Annotated in this window: 12 protein-coding genes; 6 read left to right on the top strand and 6 right to left on the bottom strand. The window is 43.8% G+C overall.

Annotated elements, in window-relative coordinates; all coding sequences use genetic code 11:
- Positions 1 to 300: 300 nt before the first annotated feature.
- Positions 301 to 927, top strand: a complete 627-nt coding sequence (locus AS194_RS09670; RefSeq protein WP_058025310.1) for an OmpW/AlkL family protein — start codon at positions 301 to 303, stop codon at positions 925 to 927.
- A 162-nt stretch (positions 928 to 1,089) separates the two neighbouring features.
- On the opposite strand, the gene AS194_RS09665 is transcribed toward AS194_RS09670, so the two are convergent.
- Together AS194_RS09665 and aceE are read right to left on the bottom strand one after the other, a co-directional pair.
- Positions 1,090 to 2,787, bottom strand: a complete 1,698-nt coding sequence (locus AS194_RS09665) for a 2-oxo acid dehydrogenase subunit E2 (protein WP_058025309.1) — start codon at positions 2,785 to 2,787, stop codon at positions 1,090 to 1,092.
- Between the two features lie 25 nt (positions 2,788 to 2,812).
- Positions 2,813 to 5,626, bottom strand: a complete 2,814-nt coding sequence (gene aceE / locus AS194_RS09660; protein WP_058025308.1) for a pyruvate dehydrogenase (acetyl-transferring), homodimeric type — start codon at positions 5,624 to 5,626, stop codon at positions 2,813 to 2,815.
- Between the two features lie 546 nt (positions 5,627 to 6,172).
- On the opposite strand from aceE, the gene AS194_RS09655 reads away from it, so the two are divergent.
- The 5 genes from AS194_RS09655 to AS194_RS09635 all read left to right on the top strand — a co-directional run bounded on the left by AS194_RS09655 (position 6,173) and on the right by AS194_RS09635 (position 17,437).
- Entirely contained in the window at positions 6,173 to 8,236 is a 2,064-nt protein-coding gene (locus AS194_RS09655) for a hypothetical protein (protein ID WP_058025307.1), read from the top strand.
- Between the two features lie 258 nt (positions 8,237 to 8,494).
- On the top strand, positions 8,495 to 8,959 hold the full coding sequence (locus AS194_RS09650; protein WP_058025306.1) for a hypothetical protein: 465 nt from the start codon (positions 8,495 to 8,497) through the stop codon (positions 8,957 to 8,959).
- Between the two features lie 43 nt (positions 8,960 to 9,002).
- On the top strand, positions 9,003 to 11,102 hold the full coding sequence (locus AS194_RS09645; protein WP_058025305.1) for a hypothetical protein: 2,100 nt from the start codon (positions 9,003 to 9,005) through the stop codon (positions 11,100 to 11,102).
- A gap of 200 nt (positions 11,103 to 11,302) precedes the next feature.
- Positions 11,303 to 16,534 carry a DUF11 domain-containing protein gene (locus AS194_RS09640; RefSeq protein ID WP_227511626.1) on the top strand — a complete coding sequence of 1,744 codons (5,232 nt, stop codon included), beginning with the start codon at positions 11,303 to 11,305 and terminating at the stop codon, positions 16,532 to 16,534.
- A 117-nt stretch (positions 16,535 to 16,651) separates the two neighbouring features.
- Complete coding sequence (locus AS194_RS09635) at positions 16,652 to 17,437, top strand: hypothetical protein (RefSeq protein WP_058025303.1); 786 nt, start codon at positions 16,652 to 16,654, stop codon at positions 17,435 to 17,437.
- A 73-nt stretch (positions 17,438 to 17,510) separates the two neighbouring features.
- Here AS194_RS09635 and AS194_RS09630 read toward each other — a convergent pair whose 3' ends face one another.
- From AS194_RS09630 to glpK, 4 genes are all read right to left on the bottom strand, one after another.
- On the bottom strand, positions 17,511 to 18,203 hold the full coding sequence (locus AS194_RS09630) for a TetR/AcrR family transcriptional regulator (protein ID WP_058025302.1): 693 nt from the start codon (positions 18,201 to 18,203) through the stop codon (positions 17,511 to 17,513).
- Positions 18,204 to 18,440: 237 nt separating this feature from the next.
- The gene (locus tag AS194_RS09625) at positions 18,441 to 19,460 is read right to left on the bottom strand and encodes an endonuclease/exonuclease/phosphatase family protein (RefSeq protein WP_058025301.1); all 1,020 of its coding nucleotides are present in this window, start codon (positions 19,458 to 19,460) and stop codon (positions 18,441 to 18,443) included.
- 304 nt (positions 19,461 to 19,764) lie between these two features.
- A complete protein-coding gene (locus tag AS194_RS09620) occupies positions 19,765 to 20,277 on the bottom strand; it encodes a hypothetical protein (RefSeq protein WP_058025300.1) in 513 nt (170 codons plus the stop codon).
- Positions 20,278 to 20,525: 248 nt separating this feature from the next.
- Positions 20,526 to 22,172 carry a glycerol kinase GlpK gene (gene glpK, locus AS194_RS09615; protein ID WP_058025299.1) on the bottom strand — a complete coding sequence of 549 codons (1,647 nt, stop codon included), beginning with the start codon at positions 22,170 to 22,172 and terminating at the stop codon, positions 20,526 to 20,528.
- Positions 22,173 to 22,326 lie beyond the last annotated feature (154 nt).

The raw sequence follows: 22,326 nt of genomic DNA, 5'->3' as shown, positions 1-22,326 counted from the left end.
TAGTGGATTGACTATAATTCTTATCTACCCATTTTCAGAGTATCACAACAGGCTTATACCCTACCTCACAATAATCAATTTTTTTAAATAATCAAAATAATTATACCGTTATCGCCTTTACTATAATTAATTAAATAAAACTTAGTAAAGCATAATTAAAGCCTTACAGTAATTGTGGTTTTATACTATAATAGAGTCATAATGTTACCGCTTTATCATCCATTATAACATTATGTATCAGTGTGCAATGTCATCCCTCATTAGCACTGATAACCTTTTAATATATTAAGGAACCAAATCATGAAACTACAATCCCTAGTTTTAGCCGCTGCCACTGCCCTTACCATGACCACTGCTTTTGCTGTACCTGCTGGCACTTGGTCTATTGCGGCTGGTGCACATTATGTTGACCCTAAAAGTGATAATGGCACTCTAGATATTGGTTTGTCTGTTGATGTTGACGGCGATATACAGCCAACTATTAGTGGTGAGTATTTCATTGCCAACAATGTCGGTGTTGAGCTACTCGCAGCACTTCCATTTCATCATGATTTTGATCTAAATAATGCGGATGGCACACAAGTTTTAACAGGTAAAACCCAACATTTACCACCAACTCTTTCTGTGCAATATCACTTTGACTCTGACAACATGCCAATGAATATCAAGCCATTCGTTGGTGTTGGCGTGAACTATACGACCTTTTTTAAAGAAAGAATCTCTACTGGTGGTGATTTAGATCTTGATGATAGCGTTGGTGTGGCTGGTCATGTCGGTTTAGACATTCCTTTCGCTCCAACTGAAGCTTTCCGTATCGATGCGCGTTATATGGACATCAAAACAGATGCTACTTTAGATGGCAGTGACATCGGTGAAATCGATATCAGCCCTTGGGTATATGGCGTTGCATTTGTTAAACAGTTTTAATCACAAATCGTATTAAACTCGATGATCTAAGTATAAAAAGCCAGCGCTGATGCTGGCTTTTTTTTGGCTAACATTTGCTTATTTCAAATAAAGTACTGCTCAAAAAAAAGACCACCCTTAGGCAGTCTTTTTTTGATTTTAGCTTTTAGAGTAGCGTATCAGCTATAGCAAAATACGGCGTGGATCAGCAAGCAATGTAGCAACATAGCGAGTGAATACCGCTGCATCCGCACCATTGATGACGCGGTGGTCATAAGACAATGACAATGGCAGCATCAAGCGCGGCTCAAAAGTCTGCTTAGCCGCGTTCCAAACAGGCTGCATAGTCGCTTCTGATGCGCCCAAGATACCCACTTGTGGCCAGTTGACCAGTGGCGTGAATGCTGTACCGCCCAAGATACCTTGGCTTGATATGGTAAAGCTTGCACCTTGCATGTCTTTAGTAGTGAGCTTTTTATCACGTGCTTTGCCTGCCAACTCACCAATTTCGATGGCGATCTGCTTGATGCCTTTGTCCTGTGCATTTTTAATCACAGGAACCACTAGGCCGTCATCAGTCGCAACCGCAATACCCATGTTAACACTCTTACGCAAAATCACTTGCGTATTGTCATCACTCAAATGACTGTTAAAGCGTGGGTGCTGGGTCAAAGCGTAAGCAGTTGCTTTAACAATAAAGGCCAAAATAGTCAGGCCAATACCTTGCGCCTTCATGTCACCCTTTAGCTCACCGCGTAGTTTTTCAGTTTCAGTGATATCAGACAAATCAAACTGTGTCACTTGCGGTAGATAGGTATTGTAGTTCAGCTGCGGGATTGACACTTTTTGCAAGCGGCTTAAATCTTGGGTTTCTGTTTCACCCCAGATTTCAACGTTGCTCATATCAGGTAGTTTTGGCAGACCTGAGCTAACAGCACCCTGAGCAGCTGGTGCGGCTTGTTGGGTGGTCAAACGATTTTTAACATGCGCAAACAGATCTTCTTTTAGAATGCGGTCGTTTAATGCTGAACCATTTACCTGTGTGATATCCACGCCAAGCTGACGGGCCAGTTTACGTACAGCAGGACCTGCATATACATCAACCAACTTTTCATTCACTTCCGCTTCGCTCAATTTTTTACCTGCAGGTGCAGCAGTTGAGGTCGGTGCAGGCGCTTGCTTTGGCTCGCCTGTTGGGGCTGGCTGTGACTTGCTTTCAGTTTTCGGTGCAGGCTTGTCCGCTTTATCTTCAGTTTTAGCAGTATCTGCTTTCGGTTTTGCCTTAGGAGTACCTGCCGCTTTAATAACGATAAAGTCTTGACCGTTGGCAACAGTGTCACCAGCATTAACCAAGATTTTTTCGACTACGCCTGCTTCTGGTGCAGGCACTTCGACTGAGGCTTTGTCTGACTCAATCAGTAGAATAGACTCATCGGCACTGACCGTGTCGCCTACACTCACCATAATCTCAGCCACTTGCGCTTCATCAACGCCTATATCTGGCAGTGCATGGGTAGTCGATGCGCCTTCGCCAGCATCATCAGTCGCTTCTTCTGCATCTGCATCATCTTCAACAGGTGCGTCTTCATTATTATCGTCTGCTTGTTCTGAATCAGTTACTTCTTCGGCAGTATCGTCACTATCATCGCTTGCGTCAGCACTCTCTACTTCGATCAATACCATGCCTTCGCTGACTTGATCGCCGATGGCGACATTGATTTTGGTGACTTTACCAGCAGCAGAGCTTGGTACTTCAACTGACGCTTTGTCAGACTCTAGCAAAACGATGTTGTCATCTTTTGCGATGACATCACCCACTGCTACCATAATTTCGCTGACTTCAGCACTATCGACACCCAAATCGGGGGCTTTAATGTCCATGTTTTATCTCCTAGTCTTATGATTATTATTCTTTGACATCACCGTCATTGAGCAAGGGCGCATCTGCTTGATCTTCGGCGCGGCCTTCATTGCTGATATCTTCATCGTCTTCAGCAACGAACTCAGGCACAGGACTTGGGTTGACTTTGCCTGGTGCAGGTGCATCTGGAGAATGATCATAATAAGACTGTTGGTGCCATGCAGGTGGCTGATCCGCATCGATGCCTAAGCTTGAAATCGCATCTTTAACCAAGCGCATCTCAACTTCACCCTCATCCGCTAAGCGCTTAAGCGTGGCGACAACGATGTGAGCCGCATCAACGTTGAAGAAGCTGCGTAGGTTCTCACGAGTATCAGAACGGCCATAACCATCTGTGCCAAGCGTGGTATAAGGGCGGTTGTCTGGTAACCAAGCACGGATTTGCTCTGAGTAATTACGCATATAATCGGTTGCTGCAACTACGATACCTTCGTGCGGAGCTAGCTGCTCAGTAACCCATGGCACTTTTTCTTCATCCATTGGATGTAGACGGTTGTAGTCGTCACAAACCATACCATCACGAGTCAGCTCGTTGAAGCTAGTGACACTCCAAACGTTTGATGTGATATTGAACTCATCTTTTAGGATCTGAGCCGCTTTTTGTACTTCACGTAAGATCACGCCTGAACCCAATAGCTGTACCTGAGTTGAGCCATTATCTTCGAGTAAATACATACCGCGCTTGATACCTTCCTCGCTTCCTTCTGGCATGGCAGGCTGGTCGTAATTTTCGTTCATTAGCGTTAGGTAATAATAAACGCGCTCGCCTTCTCCGTACATCCGGCGTAGGCCATCATGTACGACAACAGCCAGCTCATAACCATAGCAAGGGTCATAGGTCACGCAGTTTGGTACAGTGTTAAACAAAATCTGCGAATGGCCATCTTGATGCTGTAAGCCCTCACCATTCAAGGTGGTACGACCCGCAGTTGCGCCTAATAAGAAGCCTTGTGCCTGACAGTCACCTGCCGCCCACGCCAAGTCACCTATGCGCTGAAAGCCAAACATCGAGTAATAGATGTACATCGGAATCATTGGTAGCGCGTTCACAGAGTAACTGGTTGCCAAGGCAATCCATGTACTCATCGCACCCGCTTCGTTGATACCTTCTTCTAACATATGACCATCGATGGCTTCTTTATAGCCCATCAATGCTTCGCTATCTTCTGGCGTATATTTTTGTCCGACCGCAGAGTAAATACCCAATTGACGGAACATACCTTCTAAACCAAAGGTACGCGCTTCGTCTGGTACGATTGGTACCACGCGATCTTGGATGTCTTTGTTTTTCAGCATGGCTGATAACAGACGTACAAATACCATCGTCGTTGATTGTTCTTTGCCGTTACTACCCTTTAATACGCGATCAAATATCGACAGCTCAGGGATGTTCAGCGGAATATGGCCACTACGGCGGTTTGGCAGATGACCACCCAATGCTTCACGGCGACCTTTTAGATATTTCATTTCCGCCGAACCTTCTTCAGGACGGTAGAATGGTAGGGTCTCTAATTGCTCATCGGTAAATGGCAAATCAAAACGATCACGGAAATAAACAAGCGCCTCTTGATCAAGTTTCTTGATTTGATGCGATTTATTGACCGCTTGTGTTGTGCTGGACAAACCATAGCCTTTGACAGTTTTGACCAGTACGACCGTTGGCTGACCTTTGGTTTTCATCGCTTCGCTAAACGCAGCGTACACTTTTTGTGGATCATGACCACCACGGTTTAGGCGTGCAATGTCTTTATCAGTCAATGCATCTGCCATTTCTTTTAATTCAGGATATTTACCAAAGAATTCTTTGCGAGTAAATTCAGGCGTACGCGCTTCATATAGCTGGTACTCACCATCGACCACTTCTTCCATACGATGTTTGAGCACGCCAGTATCATCATTGGCAAGCAGGCTATCCCATTTACCACCCCAAATGACTTTAATCACACGCCAGCCAGCACCGCGGAATACCGACTCTAGCTCTTGAATAATTTTGCCATTACCACGGACTGGGCCATCAAGACGCTGTAGATTACAGTTAACAACCCAAATTAGATTGTCCAGCTTCTCACGACCAGCAAGAGAGATTGCGCCCAAGCTTTCTGGCTCATCCGTCTCACCATCACCTAAGAATGCCCAAATTTTACGGCCTTCTTTTTCGAGCAAGCCACGGTTTTCCATGTAACGATGCACGTGAGCATGATAGATCGACATGATCGGACCTAAGCCCATTGATACCGTTGGGAACTGCCAATAGTCAGGCATCAAATATGGATGAGGATAGCTTGATAAGCCTTTACCACCCACTTCACGGCGGAAGTTATCAAGCTGATCTTCGGTTAGACGACCTTCTAAATAAGAACGTGCATAGATACCTGGCGCTGAGTGACCTTGATAATAAATCATGTCCCCACCGAAGTGATCGCTTGCCGCACGGAAAAAATGGTTGAATCCTGTTTCATAAAGCGTGGCACTAGAGGCAAATGACGCCAAGTGACCACCCAAATCATCATCGTTTTTGTTGGCACGCATGACCATTGCCAAAGCGTTGTAACGAATCAACGCACGAATTTTACGCTCCATACCAAGATCGCCTGGATACATTGGCTCATCTTCAACAGCGATACTATTAATATACGCGGTATCCAATCTATTAAATGGTAGTCCTTCTTGCACCGCCATATTGTACAAGGCTTTTAGAAGAAACTGCGCGCGATCCTTATCTGCATGTTTGAGAACAGACTCAAAGGCTTGTAGCCACTCTTTGGTTTCGGTGCTATCAGCATCCTTGTAATAATTCATTGTTGTCGATCCTTTTATATCAGTCATACCTACCTATCTAGACGGTAAGGCTTTGTTAAATACTGGTGTGAAGTAAGATATCGGTTTACTTATGACTTCCTTGCTATGTCCAAGCATTCCCTTGTTTCATACGGTGAGATACAGCTAGATTATACAAAATAGTGCCACTGAGAATTGACATATGCGTCAAATGGACGAAACTACAAAACAGATCATACTGTTGTCCCTGTATATTCAGTCATGAATGATTTTGACACTCTATTATAAGCGTTTGCGAGGCAATTGTTTATGGCTGTAGAGAAATGGATAAATAACAAGTATTTTTTAAATAAATAATGATTAGTGATTAGGTAAATAACATCGGATATAACGTTATTATCCTTTTATACAAACTGTGAAGAGATTATTAGACTTTAGCGTTCCCCACACATTCTATCTGTACCTAATAAATGGACGTTCGTCTAATTTTTGTATACTAATTGTGATTTAGGTATTATTCTTATTATAAAATTATATTTGTATTCTATCTTTTTTATTGGAGCTATTATGGACTCGTTTGTTAAATCATCAACTCTAAAATCAAGGGTAACGCGTTGGATAGCTCTACCGTCTCTATTAATATTGCTGCCCAATTATCTAGCTTTAGCAGCAGTAACTTGTGATGCAGGGTTTGAAACTGATAGCTTCTCAGCAGCTGATTATACTAGATTAGCACCTATCGCTTCTCCACCTGCTCCTAGAACGAACCAAGCTATTGATGGGAACGGTACTGAAAGTTATTTAATTGGATCTAATAGCTTGGCCTTAAATGGCGCTTTGACCCAAAACTCAACTAATGTTTATCAGTCTGCCACCGTTGCGAACACTCAAGTTTTTCAGCTCGCTCAAGATTTTGCTGATAAAAATAGTTCTCGTACAGTTTCATACACCTTTAAAAATAAGTTTACTGATCAAGCGCAACCACTAAATAAGTTAAGTTTGAGTATCTATGATATAGATTCATCCATTGCAGGATTTGATTCACAAAATACACGTTATTTTAGCTGGTTTGATCAAGTTACCATAAACGGCTTTACTAGCACAGGTGCTCCAGTTGCTCCTATTGTTGAATCTAAAGGTGCGGGAATAACCAGTACTGCACCTTATCGTCAAAATAGTGTTACGAGTTCGGCTGTTTGTAACGGTTTAGATGAAAACTGTAGATTATCCGTTACTTTTACTGATCCCGTGGTTCGCGTAGACGTGGTTTATGGAAATAACCCAGCTCTAAACTATTCATCTAATAATTTGACTAATAACGATCCTGCTATTCAAGTTGTGAATATTAAGTTCGATAGTTACTGCTACAAACCGCAGCCACGTCTAACATATACAAAAGCGCTTTCAGCTCCTCGTAAAGCAAATACCGATCAATTTATTGTCCAAATAAAGGACAACGCAGACAATTCAGTAGTTACTAACAGCATCACTTCTACCACTACGACGGGTTCAAGTAATACTGTCACTACTGGTACAGGTACTACAGGGACTTTCAAAGTTAATCCTACCAAGACCTATACATTGACGGAAGCCGTATCAGGAACGACAAATCTAGCAGATTATACTGCCTTATATACATGTAAAAGATCGGATGGTACTACCGTTACTGCTCTGGATCCAAAGAGCTTAAAACTTAATTATGGGGATAATTGGACATGTATCATCACAAATGACAGATCCAATTATAACTTCTCAGGCTTTGTCTTTAACGACAACGGTGGGATTACTGCTAGTAGCAGTACTCAGTATGACACTTCAGCGACCTTTACGGGCAATGGCAATTATGCTAACGGCATATTTGATAGCAACGAATCTGGCATTTATGTCAGTGGCTTACAAGTCAGACTGACTGATTGTAGCGGTAACAATCTCTCTACGACATCTGCCAACCCACAAACGGTCTCAAACGCTGCAGGTACACTAGGCCAATACAGCTTTACGGTATTACCAAGTGTGCTATTGAATAAGACCAAAGTCTGTATTATTGAGACAGAGCCCAATACTTGGGAATATCCGATAGACACTACTGCAGACAGTAGAGAAGTAACGCTAGCGTCAAATGTTTACGACTACAAAACAGAAAAAAATACGTCTGGGGTTATTACGCGTAATCTTGATTTTGGTGAGCTAAAATCACAAAACGCGACGCTGGTATTAAAAAAATCTCAGTACGTCCATCAATGCAACGCATCGCTCAATTATGCAAGTATCGGTGACACCAATGATCCTAATACTGGCTTTAGTATGAATGCTGCCAACAACGTCAAACCTGGTAACTGTATCGCTTATAAGATTGATGCTTATAACCGTGGGCATATTGATATCGTCGATGTACAGATTAAAGATATATTGCAAACAGCACCAGTTATATCGACCTTTCAGTTGCCAAAACCAACAGGTAATCCTAGCAATGTTTATCAGAGCAGCAATACTTCAGCTGTTATGGGCAACAACGGTACTATCGTGTCAGACAAGTTTGATTTGGTCAAAGTGCCTACAGCCACAACAGTGCCGACCAAAGCTTCGCTTTATTTTAATAGCAAGTATGGCACCACGACCAGTACCCCATAAGTCAACTTAATGAATTAATTTTAGTATTTTATTTTTTTGATAAGAACACCTCAATAGGCACTATTGAGGTGTTTCCATTTACACACCTGAAACTACCTTTTGTCATTTTTTTAGTGACTGTATGTAATTGTTTTGTAATAATGCCAGCTATAATAAATGCTCACTACTATCAATCAACGTTTATTTATTGATTGTCCATATTTACAGGAAGTTATCTGGCTTGTGTCTGACAATAATGAACTAAACAAGGAATCTCGTATGAAGCCGTTTTATCGTTTACGCCACGCTCTGATTGCGATTGTCGCCTCTACTGTATTGCTCAATAGTGCTTATGCTGCTGACGCATTGCAGATGGAGCTGACCGCCAATAAGGTTACTAAAAACGCAGATGGCAAAGTCAGCTACACTTCGGTACGTAATGCACCAGCAGGTACAGTGATTCAATACAAAGCAAACTATACAAATACTACCAATCAAAACATCAGTGATCTTGCGGTCACCTTACCTATTCCTGCGAATATGACTTTTACTGGTGAAGTGTCTCCTGCCAGCGCACAAGCAAGCACAGACGGTAAAAACTATGCCGACATGCCGCTAATGCGCAAGGTAAATGGCAAACTGGTGAAAGTTCCATTGTCAGAATACAAAGCACTTCGCTGGAACATCAAATGGCTGCCTGCCAATAAGTCAGCAGACGTTGCTCTAAATACTGTCGTTAACTAAACCCAACCGTTATTTTGTGTCAGACACCTAGGAGAACCAACCCATGAGTAAACGTTTATTCAAACAATCCGTACTAGCCGTCAGCGTTATCAGCGCGTTCGGCTTGGCTGGTACTGCAAACGCGGCAAAGTCTACCGCTGACTCGACGCCGACCATTGACAACATTGCAACAGCGACCTACAGCATCGCTGGTGTCGCACAGAACCCTGTACAGTCAAACAAAGTCACCGTAAACATCACCCAAAGCGCAGCGTTCAGCTTAGTTGCTAAGAATGATGACGACGACTTGACTGATGACTATAACAAGGGGCTTACCGTAACTCCTAAAGGTATTGTGACCTTTAACCACACCTTGACCAACTCAGGTAACGTTCAAGACACTTATACTCTAAGCCTAGCTCAAGGTGGCAATATCCCAAATAGCCCACAAGGCAGCGGTGCTTATGACTTAGCAACGAGCAACGTCACGTACACCATCTACAATGCTGATAGCACGCTGAAGAGCACGACAACGGTTACGGGTACTGAGTTCCAAAGCCGCGCCATTACACTACGCCCGAACGAGTATGCAGACATCTCTGTTGCGGCAAAAACCTCGGGGAACGTGGGCGGCGACACCCAGAATCTAACGCTATCTGCAGTCAGTACTTTCTTCAGTAGTGCAGACACTACCAAAGCGACATTGACCAACATCAACAACAGTACAACTAAAGTACCTGTGTTTAAGATTACTAGCACGGTCAGCAGCACGCTAAACCTAAACGACCCAACCTCGAAAGTGACATACACCATCAAAGTTCGTAACGACGAGCGTGCCGCGTATGCTACAGCCGCAAATAACATCGTAGTGATTGACAACCTGCCAGCAGGCTTACGTCTTGCCGAGCAGCCAAACCTAAGCGCCAGCAACAACGCCACCATCGTTGCAGGTACTAATGGTGCAGGCACAGGTTTTGAACAAGACAGTATTCGTGTGACTTTGCTTAACCTAGCACCAGGTCAAGAAGCTATCATTACTTTTGATGTGCAAAAAGACTCAGAAGAAAACCTTGCCAATTTAAAAAGCACAGTCAATCATGCGGTCGCAACGCTTGACTTGGGCGGCGGTCAGGTCATTTATGATACCACTGATCCAACAGACACCAATCAAAATACTGCTAATTTCTACCCGTCAACAGATGACAGTGAAGTCATTAACGGTACTGCGAACAATGCGATCGGTGGCGATTCAACTGCACCCTTGGTGGCAAACCAACGTGCCATAAACCTCGAATCACCAAGTAGTAAACAAATCCCAACCACAACGACCACAGGTACACAAATCACACAAACCGCTGTGATTAAAAACACGGGTAAAGAAACTGAAGGCGATCAGACAGGTGAAATCAAATTCACCATCACTGAGGGTGCGAACGACAAGATTACACAAGTTGATGGAAGTGTACGTATTGTCTATGATGCGGATAACAATCCAGCAACGCCAAATGCAACGTACACTCTTGTTAAAAATGGTAATGGTGAATACGACTTATCTACCGCTACCCCTGTCGATGGCGCACCAGCATGGACAGGTATGGCACCAAATTCAAGCGTAACCATCCAGTATAACGTGTCATCCTCTAATGCACTGCTTGACTCAACAGAAACTACAACCGTTAACCTAGTGGTCGGTGGTCAAGACGCGCCAGCCGTCGGTGATCGCTCAGTACAAAACACCACCACAGTCAAAGGCTTAGGTCTGATCAAAGAACAAGCATTGAACACCACGTGCTCAGCAACAGCTTCATTGACCTTTACCCAGTCACCAGTAGCGGCAAAACCTGGTGATTGCATTGTGTACAAAATCACAGCGTTCAACCAGTTCGCAACTACTGATGCACGCTTTAGCTTTGACAATGTCGTGATTAAAGATACCACCGACCGCTTTAACAATAAAGCGCAGGTGCTTAGCAGCAGCACGACTCCTGCATACGCTATCAGGCTAGACGATGCGGCAAATGCTACCGCGATACCTGCAACTAATAAATATAGTGCCGCCAATGATGGTACGGCAGTAAATGGTACCGTAACCACACTAGCGCCACAAACATACGCGGCAATGGTATTTGCTGTGAAAATCAACCCAGATGGTACTACGCCATAAGACTTGATAATTTGTAATATCAGACTGTCCATAGCATAGATTATGGACAGTCTACCCACCTCATAGCGATGAAAATAATGATGATCGTCGCTGTATTCTCTGATTTGATTGTATAGGCACGCATAATGATATCAAACTGCATTGTCCCGTCTACTCATTTAGTAGCTAAGCTATCGGCTTTGACAGTAGCTATGTTGCTTATGCAATCACATTCTGCATTTGCAGCACCTGTGATAATTGATACTATCAATAACACTGCAGATGCGCGCTATACTATTAACGACACACAAACCACTTTAAGCGTGGCATCAAATACCGTCCAACTACAAACTGTCAATGCTGACCAATACAGTATATCTTTTGACGGTGGCAGCAAACAAACTGTCATGGCAGGTAGCAAAGTTACTTGGAAAAACACCATCACCAACACAGGCTATGATGCGGTTACTATTAACCTAAATTTTAACTACCCAAGCAGCCTATCGAATTTTGAAGTCTATCAAGACCTTAATAAAAACGGCATTATTGATGCAAGTGACCGCCTCATCACAGGTCTTGACCAAATCAAATTGGGACAAAGTGAGCGTCTTGATTTAATCATTCAAGCCGTCACCAATAGCAATGCCAGTGATGGTAGCAGCACCGACATCAAAGTTGGCGCAACAGTATTAGAAGACAGCTCAGTAACCGCCTCAGTAAAAGACAGCTTCGTCATTGTTGCCCCCGGCGTACACTTTACCACCCCAGATTTTTTATCTGACAAAAGCAGCACACAAATCAATGATAATGTATATCTTGAAGCTGGTTACGCGCAATGTAACGTGCAGGCGGATAAGCCTGATCAAATTTGGGTGACCATCACCTCACCTACTACGGGCGACACTTATTCATTAAAAGGTATTGAGACGGGCAATAATACAGGCAAATACCGTCTGTCAGCACCGACCGAAAAAAATGCCAATGCTATCAAAGACAGCATTATCCAAACGATGACTGGCGATACATTACAAGCTAAATTGGTTGCGTGTATCGATCCGTCTGTCGGTTTAGATGAGACGCCGAGCAAAAGCGACTTTACCACCAATATCAGTGGTTACAGCAGCGAGATTAGTATTGTCGATAACAACCCAAGCCTACAAGTCAAAAAAGAAGGCGATCTCAAATCGGCAGCGCTTGGTGACTATGTCAATTACACTATTAATATTATCAATAATGGCGCAGCTACCGCTTATGACGTACAGCTAAAGGATGCCCTACCGCGCGGCTTTGAATATGTGAAAGGCAGTGTACGCTATGTGGATAACGATTTGCTTATCAATAGCATGCAAACCACAGAATTTCAGGCAGAAGGCAAGTACCAAGTGCTGCACTTGGGAGACTTACCTCAAGGCACGAGCAGAGAGATTACCTATCGCGTTTTGATTGGGTCATCAGCGCTGGGTGGCGATGGAGTCAACCGTGCTGTTGCCACCACGCGCATGAATAACGACCAAATCCTAAGCTCAAGAGAGGCGCAGTGGCATGTCGATGTCGATCGTGGCTTAATGAATACCGACGGTATCATCATCGGTAAACTATATCATGACATCAACCGCGACGGTATCCAGCAAAAAGATGATGGCGAGCTAGGTGTGGCAGGCGTACGCATTTACATGGAAAACGGTAACTTCATTGTGACCGATCCTGAAGGTAAATATAACTTCTACGGTGTCAGCGCCAAAACTCATGTGCTCAAAGTCGACCGTACAACACTACCTGTTGGTACAGATCTGATTACCCAAAGCAGTCGTAATGCTGGTGACGCAGGCAGCCGCTTTGTCGATTTAAAATATGGCGAATTACATCGTGCAGATTTTGCTATCGTTGGCGGCATGGGCGACAGCACAGAACTTTTAAACCAGCATCTTCTTGCACGTAGCAAGCAAGTTGATGCCAAAAACGATGCCCTAGAGCAGGCGATTAAGCGTGATCTGACCCTAGAGCCAGACTACAACCGCGACTATAACGATAATATTGATGCTAGTGGCTGCAAATCTAACGACGACCTAGATAGTGGCTTAAATTGTGATTCAGCCATCGTAGCAGATACTAACAGCACCACACCGCGTATAAAAATGAGTGTGAGCACCATCACGCCTCCAAAAGCCATCGAGCTTGAAGAATACCTCAAAAAAGTACCTAATAACGAGGTCTTATTTCTCAATCTACAATCCGGACAACAGCTGGCTACTTATAAGCAGTTGGTGCAAGTTCAGGCACCGCTTGGGGGTCGCTTCACACTTTACGTCAATGGCAAGGCCATATCTGATAGTCAAATTGGCAAGACCGCTGAGCAAGAAAAACAGCAAGTCACGGCTTTCGACTATTACGCCGTGGCCCTCGACCGTGGCCGCAATACTTTGCGCGGCGTCGCAACCGATGTCACAGGTAGCATTATTTCCGAACAAAGTATCGAGGTGATTGCCCCTGATAGTCTGCAACGCATTGACTATCGTACCCAAGACATCTTTGTCGAAGCCGATGGCTTCAGCGAATATCAAGTGGTCATTAGCCTAAAAGATTTGGGTAACCTACCCTTTATTGCCGATACCCCCATCACTTTAGATACCAATATCGGTCGTATCAATTTACCCGACACCAACAAAGACCAAGCAGGCATACAAGTAACCGTCAGTGGCGGCGAGCTGCTCATTCCTATCACTGCGCCAACAGCACCTGGCAAAGGGGAGCTGGTCATCAACACTGGAAACAATAAGCAAGTCATTCCACTACAGTTCACGGCTAAGCTGCGTCCACTCATTGCTGTGGGTATCGTCGAAGGTGCTATCTCGCTCAAAGACTTTGACGGTAGCAGTATTACGGATGCTCAAGGTGCCTTTGAACAAGAGCTGAATGATTTTGCCGGTAACGATGACTATACCGCATCTGGTCGTTCGGCAATGTTCTTGAAAGGCAAAGTGCGCGGAGATTACTTGCTGACGCTCGCTTATGACAGTGACAAAAAAGGCGAGCGATTATTCCGTGATATCGAGCCTGGCGAATACTATCCTGTCTATGGTGACTCATCGGCTAAGGGCTTTGATGCGCAATCAACCAGTAAGCTCTATGTTCGTCTAGACAAAGGTCGCTCGTTTGCTATGTATGGCGACCTAAAAACACAAATTGACAATGATGAAGGCATTGAACTGGGTCAATACAACCGTACATTGACTGGTCTAAAGGCGCAATTTGAAGATAATAATACTCGCGTGACTGCGTTTTTGGCAGAGACCAGTACTAGCCAGCGCGTTAATGAAACTCGCGGTTTAGGTATTTCAGGTCCCTACCCATTGGCTGAAGACTTCGATGCCGTGTTAGAGAACTCGGAAACTATCGAAGTGATCACTCGCGACCGTAATAACCCTGGCTTAATCGTCAACCGTGAGACCCTCACGCGTTTTGCTGATTATGAGATAGACCCGATTAGCCGCAGCTTATTTTTGAAATCCCCGATTGCGAGTCAAGATCTCGAAGGCAATCCTATCTACATTCGTGTCACAGTAGAAGTGGATGAAGGTGGTGAGGACTATTTGGTTGGTGGTATCGCTGCCAAACAGCAACTGACTAATAAAGTCGCTATCGGTGGTAGCTATATCAATAGCGACGACCCATTGAACAAAGAAGAGCTGGCTAGTGTCAATAGCGTTATCAAGTTCAACGACAAGCTAAAGCTGGTCGCTGAATACGCAATGAACAAAGCTGAGAACCCTAACTTTCAGCCAAGTAATCAGATCAACACCACAGAATTAGACGATAACAATGTTGAGGGCAATGCCTTACGTGTCGAGCTTGACTTTGATAATAAGAAAGACACGCGTGCCAAGGCTTATTACAATGATTCAGATGCAGGCTTCGTCACTGGTGCATCACCACTGACTGCTGGGCGTACGGAGTCTGGCGTAGAAGTCATCCATAGATTCAACGACAAAAAAACAGCGTTGAAATTAGAAGGTGTGCGTACCAAGGATCATACTACTGACGCGAGTCGTGAAGGCGTACAAGCCAGTATCGAGCAACGTTTGAGTGAAAATGTCGTTGGTGAAATCGGTGTGCGTTACTACAAACAAGACGCGACTGCTGCCTCACGTAATACTCAAGCCGCAACAGATGTGGTAGATGTTACTGATGACACGCTGTTCAATGACGACATTATCAACCAATCAGCATTGAATGGCGTTAGTGATGCGGACAAAGACATCGAAGGCACAACGGTTCGTGCCCGTATCACTTCTCGCCTACCCAAGCTAAATAATAGCTTGGTGTTTGCAGAGTATGAGCAAGATATCGAAAATAGCTCACGTAACGCGACGTCCATCGGTGGTGAGACGCCAATCGGTGGCTTGGGTCGTCTGTATGCACGTCATGATTTGATCAACAGCTTGTCTGGTAGCTATGGTCTTGATGATACTGATGAGCGTCAACGTACCGTTGTGGGCTTTGACGTCAATTATATGAAAGACGGTAAAGTCTATAGCGAATACCGCATGCGTGATGCAATCAGTGCGCGTGAAGCGGAAGCCGCTATCGGTCTGAAAAACAAGTGGTATGTACAAGAAGGCCTGACTCTAAATACGTTGCTTGAGCGCGTTGAGTCATTAGAAGGCGAAGAGAACAACACCGCCACTGCGGCAGGTTTTGGCGTTGAGTATCTTGCCAAAGAAAACTACAAAGCATCAGGACGTGTTGAGAAACGTTGGGGCGAGACAAGCGACACCTTACTTGGTAGCGCAGGTATTGCCTATCGTTATAGCGATGAGATTACCTTATTGGCCAAAGATACCTATTCGCGCATCGACTATAATGATGGTGATCGCACGATTAATCGTTTCCAACTTGGCGCCGCTTATCGTGATTACGACAGCAATCAACTAGACATGCTTGCAAAGCTTGAGTATCGTTTAGATGACAATAACACGGGTGATGATACTTATCAAAAAGACACCACCGTTTGGTCATGGAATGGTAACTACCATCCAACGCGTGCCTTAACCTTGTCTGGTCGCTATGCGGGTAAGTATACAGAATATGAAGCAGACAATATTACCAGTGACAATACTGCTCATGCCGTTTATGGTCGCGGTCTGTACGATATTAGCGAACATTGGGATGTTGGTTTGCAAGCGGGTACTTACTGGAATAAGCAAGCAGATGATTTGTCTTATATGTTGGGTGCTGAAGTGGGCTATAGCCCAATGACCAACCTTTGGTTGTCACTTGGCTATAATTTTATGGGCTTTGAAGATGAAGACATCGCCTATGACGACAGTACTCAAGAAGGGGCTTACTTTAGATTGCGCTTCAAGTTTGATGAAAATCTATTCAAGCGTGAAGACCCACGTAAGAACAAGCGTTTAAACAGTGACTCTACGCAAGTTAACACGACTACCTTGTAAACTAATGATAGCGTCTTAACTCCTGTCTACTGGCAATATAATAAGCGATGGAGTCGCAGAGTCAGCCCTAATAATGGTAAATACCCACACTCATTACCTTCAGATAAGGTTTGCATCATGTTTAAAGCTGCCATTAAAACCACTGCTTATAAACAACCAGTACATACTGCACTCTCGGCACTGTTACTTTTGAGTGTCGTATCCCTTGCTTCAGCACAAGATAGCATCGCTAACAACACGGCTCAAATCGTTGATGCGAACAGTTCTGTAGATTGTAGTGATGATATTCAGACTCAAGCGCCTTCTTATAAATATCAAAGCACGCAGCAACGTGTACTCAACTGTATGGTAGAACAACTACAGCCCTATCAGCAAAAAGACAAAACTGCTCATCAGCAGTATCTTGCTTACAAAGCACAAGCATGGCTTACTTATGCGATCCATCAAGACAGTATGAATAACCGCTCAGCTGCGGGCGTAGTTGCGGCAGAAACGGCAGAGTCTATCTTACAATCGCTAAAGAACGATACAGCGCAAAGCATCAAACTACAGCAAGATATCCCTACTACCTCTGCTCTAATGCGACCTGATCTGTGGGCGACGCTGAGTGCGCTAAAAGACAGTGGCGGTATAGAGTCAGCGCCACGTGAGATGGCATTTAGTGAAGTGGCGTTAATTTGGGCGGCGACCAATCAATGTAAGCGAGGGTGGCGCGAGTCAGGCATACATTTTCGTATGGCGGACCGTTGGCTTGAGCAAGCACGCGAAGCTTACGTGAATGCTCATGATTCACAGACTAACGTGGCTTTAGAGCAATCTATCGTCAGCTACTACAAGCAGTATGCGCCTTTAGATGCCAGTGATGATATCTGCCGCGGACAAGATCTAACGCCTAATAATTAAAGCGCCTTACTAAATGATAGAGGTAAAAAAGCCGACAGATTTGTCGGCTTTTTTGTGTCTACTATAGATAAAATTAGCGGTTTTTACGTGGTAGTTTTTCTGGTAGATAGCAGCGTAAGTACGCGATAAATGCTGTATTTGCTTCTTGAATATAGTCTTCAGTGATATTCTGATGACGACGATAAGACAAGGTAAATATCGCATTAACAATACTATAAGCAATCAATAACGTGTTTTGGATATCCTCAAAATTTGGCATCTCATAACGCTCTGATAAACGCTTATAGACCAAGTCAACAATTTGATGGTCCATATCTTCGCCAAATTCATCACCTTCAAAATCAGGCGTATTGGTGTCATAAATGAGTTTGGCTTTGGTCTCATCGTTATGGAAGATCGTCACGCACTGATCAATCAGCGCGGTTAGATATCCTTGCCATCTATCGTAGTTGCCGATATCAACGGTTTCTACCATCTCTAATATTTCAATCGCATTCAAAAAGCGCAATGCTAAAAATATTGCTTCAATGTTAGGGAAGAAATGATAAGCAGAAGCTCTTGGTATGCCTGCTTCTTCACACACAGCTGCTAGAGTAATATCATTAATAGCTTGTGTTTCACTCAACTTTTTGGCACCAGCCAAAAGTTTTTGACGACGTGCGCGGCCCTGCTGACTGGTAAATTTAAACTTGTTTGGTACAAGTTTTTTTGCCAACTCCGAATCTACTAACACATCTTCAATTTTTTCGTCTTTGTTATCACTCATTGTAAATCTCTTAATGTTACGTCCTATTTCATAAATACAATCTTCATTGAGTAGCATTCGTCCTAAATCACTGGAGAATCAACGAGTGGCTAAAATGTAGAGCCAACGTTATCGCTACTAACCTCAATGAGGAGGCATCATAAACGCTTGTACACTATCAAGCAAGGGACATGAATGGGTTAAAAGTTAATGTATCGATTAACACTCTACTAGAGTTAACTATCTAATTTTATGAAGTTAATCATTCAGTTTAATTTTCGCTCTTATAATACCATGATCAGTCACCCTATCTGAATAATCCCACTTAAGATGGTCATTGAAATAATCAACTCTTTCAACCTGACCGAGCGAAAACTTGCTATCAGGTAAGAACTCTTCTGAAACAAATAACTGATCGATCACTTCTGGCATACCTTGATGGATATGGGTGTAAGCCACATCTTTCATCCAACCATAGCGAGCTTGAATACGAGCGGCATCAAAAAGTGCGACATCACGCATACTTTTATCATAATTAACCTCGCCAGTCTCAGTCATCAGCTGGGTCGTTACGCTACCAGTCACATCATTCATGTCGCCAAGCAGTATCAATGGCTCACGCGTGTGATGCAAACGTTCCATGATCGACATACGAATAGATGCCGCCTCTGCAGCACGCATGCACAAACTACGAAGCTTGGCACGAATACGGATATTTGGATCATCCATGTCTTCTAATAGGTTACCATTTTCGTCACGTAAGAAAAACGCACGTTTACTTTTTAGATGCGCCGTGATGATCGTTATTGGTTGACCATATGCGTCAACACGCAATATCAAAGGTGGACGATTAAAATGCTGATGAGGCCCGATATCGGGGATATCAATCACAGCTTTTGGTGCAATCTCTTCTAATAAGGTCGTCTCTAATTGCTCAAATCGACTAATAATACCAACAGCTGGTGTATTCTGTGCGCCTCTACCTTGAGTATATGGACTTGCAGTGTCATTGCTTGCAAGCGGAATGACCACCTGCTCTGGTTTGAATCCTAGTGCGACAGCTAGTGCTTCTAGTGCATTACTATCCCATACTTCTTGTACGGCAATGATATCAGCGTGTGCTTTAGCCAGCAGATCTGTCAGACCACGTCGCTTATGCTCATAGGCTTTATTATCATAAGCTGGGGCATTCTCATAATAAATGCGATTAGGGTTAGCAAAGTTCAATAAATTAGCTGTGGCAATATAAAACTGTTTACTACCGTCATTATTAGTCATAAGTCCCCTGTTTTTCTTATATTATATTATATTCATACATATAGATTCATAGCAAATTTTATGCCAAAAAAAACTCCCAAAGGTTGACTTTGGGAGTTTTAAAATAACATACATACTGCTGGTCAAAGTCATTAATAGAACCAATCGTACAATCAATCTATTTTCAGCAACGAAATAGTAATCTATTATCAGCTTTTTTAAGAGACCGTTCGCCTGTTAAGTTAGCTATCTATTAAAGTCATTGAGTAAACAGTAGTCATATTCATAAGTCTTTTTAACATCTGACTTTCTTGTAAAACACGTACTACGATACACGATGCCATGCGTCGCGTGATGCTAGACGCGCTTCATCCCACGCCAAACGAGAATCGCCTTTCACTTCATGCCATGAACGCTCTAAGTCGGCTTCATGATCTTCAAAACGTGCATCTACTGGATAGCGAGCGCGATTTGCATAGCCTACCGCATACGCTGGGTGTAGATCGCGATCAAACTCGTAACCGTCTTTGTAGTAATCAGCATTGGCATACTCTGCACGCCAGTAAGCTTCCTCATGGGTTGGATCAATGGCTTCGGCTGCTGCATGACCTGCGCCGCCACCAACGATAGCACCAATAGCACCACCAATTAGTGTGCCTAATGGGCCTGCCATTGTACCAATGGCTGCACCTGCTGCTGCACCGCCTACACCGCCAATACCTGTACCTACTGGATGTGAGCCTGGCTCACCCGTGATGATGTCTGCATTCAAATCTTCTTTTGTCTCTTTAGACATGTTTTTTACTTCACTGCGATCGATAGCGTCATGGTTACTCATAGTATTGTCCCTAAATTATTTATTATTTGTTGAATTATTTATTTGCTAAAAGATTAGCGATATTGCTAAATCCAACTGAAGTATAGAAACTTATAGGTAGAGACAGATAGCCTGATTATGTAAACTGTGTCCGTATTGCGATTGCATTGCGTTACAGGCTGTATCTTTATGATGTCTATGTACGGTGCGCTCATACTTTGGGTAATTGCAAGAGATTAGCATTGATAAATTTACTATAGAAATCAACCCTATATCTGCATTAATGACCTTGCGATGGCACGTTGCCATTTATCAAGGTGTTGCTCACGAGCATCAATCGACATACTTGGCTCAAAAATACGATCCACTTGCCATGAGGCTTTCATGGTTGATTCATCGTAAAGCCCAGTCTTTAAACCAGCGAGTAGTGCTGCACCCTTTGCCGTAATCTCTGTGTCTCTTGGACGTAGCACCGGAACATCTAGCAAATCTGCCTGAAACTGCATCAGCAAATCATTATTTGCCGCGCCGCCATCTACTCTGAGCTCAGTCAAGGGATGAGGGCTGTCTTTTTGCATGGCGATGAGTACATCATAAGTCTGGTAGGCAACTGCTTCCAGCGCAGCACGGGTAATATGGGCTTTAGTAGTACCGCGACTCATACCAGTGATGCTAGCACTGATATCAGAACGCCAGTAAGGCGCACCCAATCCAGTAAAAGCAGGTAATAGCACCACATCTTCGCTACTGTCTACTTGGCGAGCTAAATCTTCAACATCGCTACTTTGCTGAATCATACCCAAATTGTCACGTAGCCATTGGATGATAGCTCCTGCCATAAAAACACTACCCTCCAAGGCATAGGTAACTTCTTTTTTGGGTGGCTGTAGCATTCGCTTACCTGACTGTAAGATTTGATCAAATGATAAATTGTCTGGACGAGTTGGCGATATTTTTCGCTGCCATGCGATGGTGGTTAGCAGCTTGTGCTCGCTCAGTTTTGGCTGCTGACCAATGTTCATCAGCATAAAGCACCCTGTGCCATAAGTATTTTTGGCCATGCCAGCATCGAGACAGCCTTGCCCAAAAAGCGCGGCCTGCTGATCGCCGAGCACGGCTTGAATGGGTATTTGCTTTGCAAATAGGCCTTTTTTGGTTTTGCCAAAATCACCGTCAGATGGCAGTACCTTAGGCAATATAGTCATAGGAATGGCAAACCGATCGCAAAGCGTCTCTGACCAAGCCAATTTATGAATATCAAATAGCAAAGTACGAGAAGCATTGGTCAAGTCGATGACATGCTCGCCGCCAGTTAGCTTGTAAATCAGCCAGCTATCGATGGTGCCAACTGCTATCTCACCTTTACTAGCACGTACGCTGAGTTTGGGATTATTTTCGAGCAGCCAAGCAATTTTACTGGCACTGAAGTAAGGATCTAAGCGCAGACCTGTGATGCGTTGTACTTGCGCTGCCATATCATATTGAAGGTCATTGTTAATATCATTGTGATTGGCGCCTTGATTGATATCTTGATTGACACTTTTATTCATGCTGTTATCAGCGCTTTCAGCAGCGAGTGTCTTGCAATAGTTTGCCGTGCGCCTGTCTTGCCAAATGATAGCGGGTGCGAGCGGTTTCCCTGTTTGCTTGTCCCACATGACAATAGACTCGCGTTGATTGGTAATCGCGATACTGGTGACATCAGTAGCAAGCAACCCTGCCTGATTGATAACATCATGCGCACAGCTAATCTGAGTTTGCCAGATTTGCTGTGCGTCTTGCTCAACAAATCCCGCTTTTGGCGTTTGCAGCGTCGTTGGCTGTTGTGCCATCTTAATAGGCCGTGCATGATCATCGTATAATATCGCTCGACTCGACGTTGTCCCTTGATCTAACGCCAAAATATATCCTGCCATTACGCATATCCTCTACTGACATTGTTGGTTCTATTTGATAAAAACCAGTGGCTATTCATTATTTGCTGTTAATCAATCACTGCATATTTTATAAATGACTGGCCAAATTATTTAGGGCGTGTTGAAAATTCGCAAATAGGCACTGCTGATCGCT

The organism is Psychrobacter piscatorii, assembly GCF_001444505.1.
GTDB classification, from domain to species: Bacteria; Pseudomonadota; Gammaproteobacteria; order Pseudomonadales; family Moraxellaceae; genus Psychrobacter; species Psychrobacter piscatorii_B.
This window is presented reverse-complemented; position numbering and strand designations above follow the sequence as displayed.

Coding starts and splice junctions, on each gene's coding strand:
- AS194_RS09670 (WP_058025310.1), top strand. CDS start 301: ATGAAACTACAATCCCTAGTTTTAGCCGCTGCCACTGCCCTTACCATG.
- AS194_RS09665 (WP_058025309.1), bottom strand. CDS start 2,787: ATGGACATTAAAGCCCCCGATTTGGGTGTCGATAGTGCTGAAGTCAGC.
- aceE (WP_058025308.1), bottom strand. CDS start 5,626: ATGAATTATTACAAGGATGCTGATAGCACCGAAACCAAAGAGTGGCTA.
- AS194_RS09655 (WP_058025307.1), top strand. CDS start 6,173: ATGGACTCGTTTGTTAAATCATCAACTCTAAAATCAAGGGTAACGCGT.
- AS194_RS09650 (WP_058025306.1), top strand. CDS start 8,495: ATGAAGCCGTTTTATCGTTTACGCCACGCTCTGATTGCGATTGTCGCC.
- AS194_RS09645 (WP_058025305.1), top strand. CDS start 9,003: ATGAGTAAACGTTTATTCAAACAATCCGTACTAGCCGTCAGCGTTATC.
- AS194_RS09640 (WP_227511626.1), top strand. CDS start 11,303: ATGCAATCACATTCTGCATTTGCAGCACCTGTGATAATTGATACTATC.
- AS194_RS09635 (WP_058025303.1), top strand. CDS start 16,652: ATGTTTAAAGCTGCCATTAAAACCACTGCTTATAAACAACCAGTACAT.
- AS194_RS09630 (WP_058025302.1), bottom strand. CDS start 18,203: ATGAGTGATAACAAAGACGAAAAAATTGAAGATGTGTTAGTAGATTCG.
- AS194_RS09625 (WP_058025301.1), bottom strand. CDS start 19,460: ATGACTAATAATGACGGTAGTAAACAGTTTTATATTGCCACAGCTAAT.
- AS194_RS09620 (WP_058025300.1), bottom strand. CDS start 20,277: ATGAGTAACCATGACGCTATCGATCGCAGTGAAGTAAAAAACATGTCT.
- glpK (WP_058025299.1), bottom strand. CDS start 22,172: ATGGCAGGATATATTTTGGCGTTAGATCAAGGGACAACGTCGAGTCGA.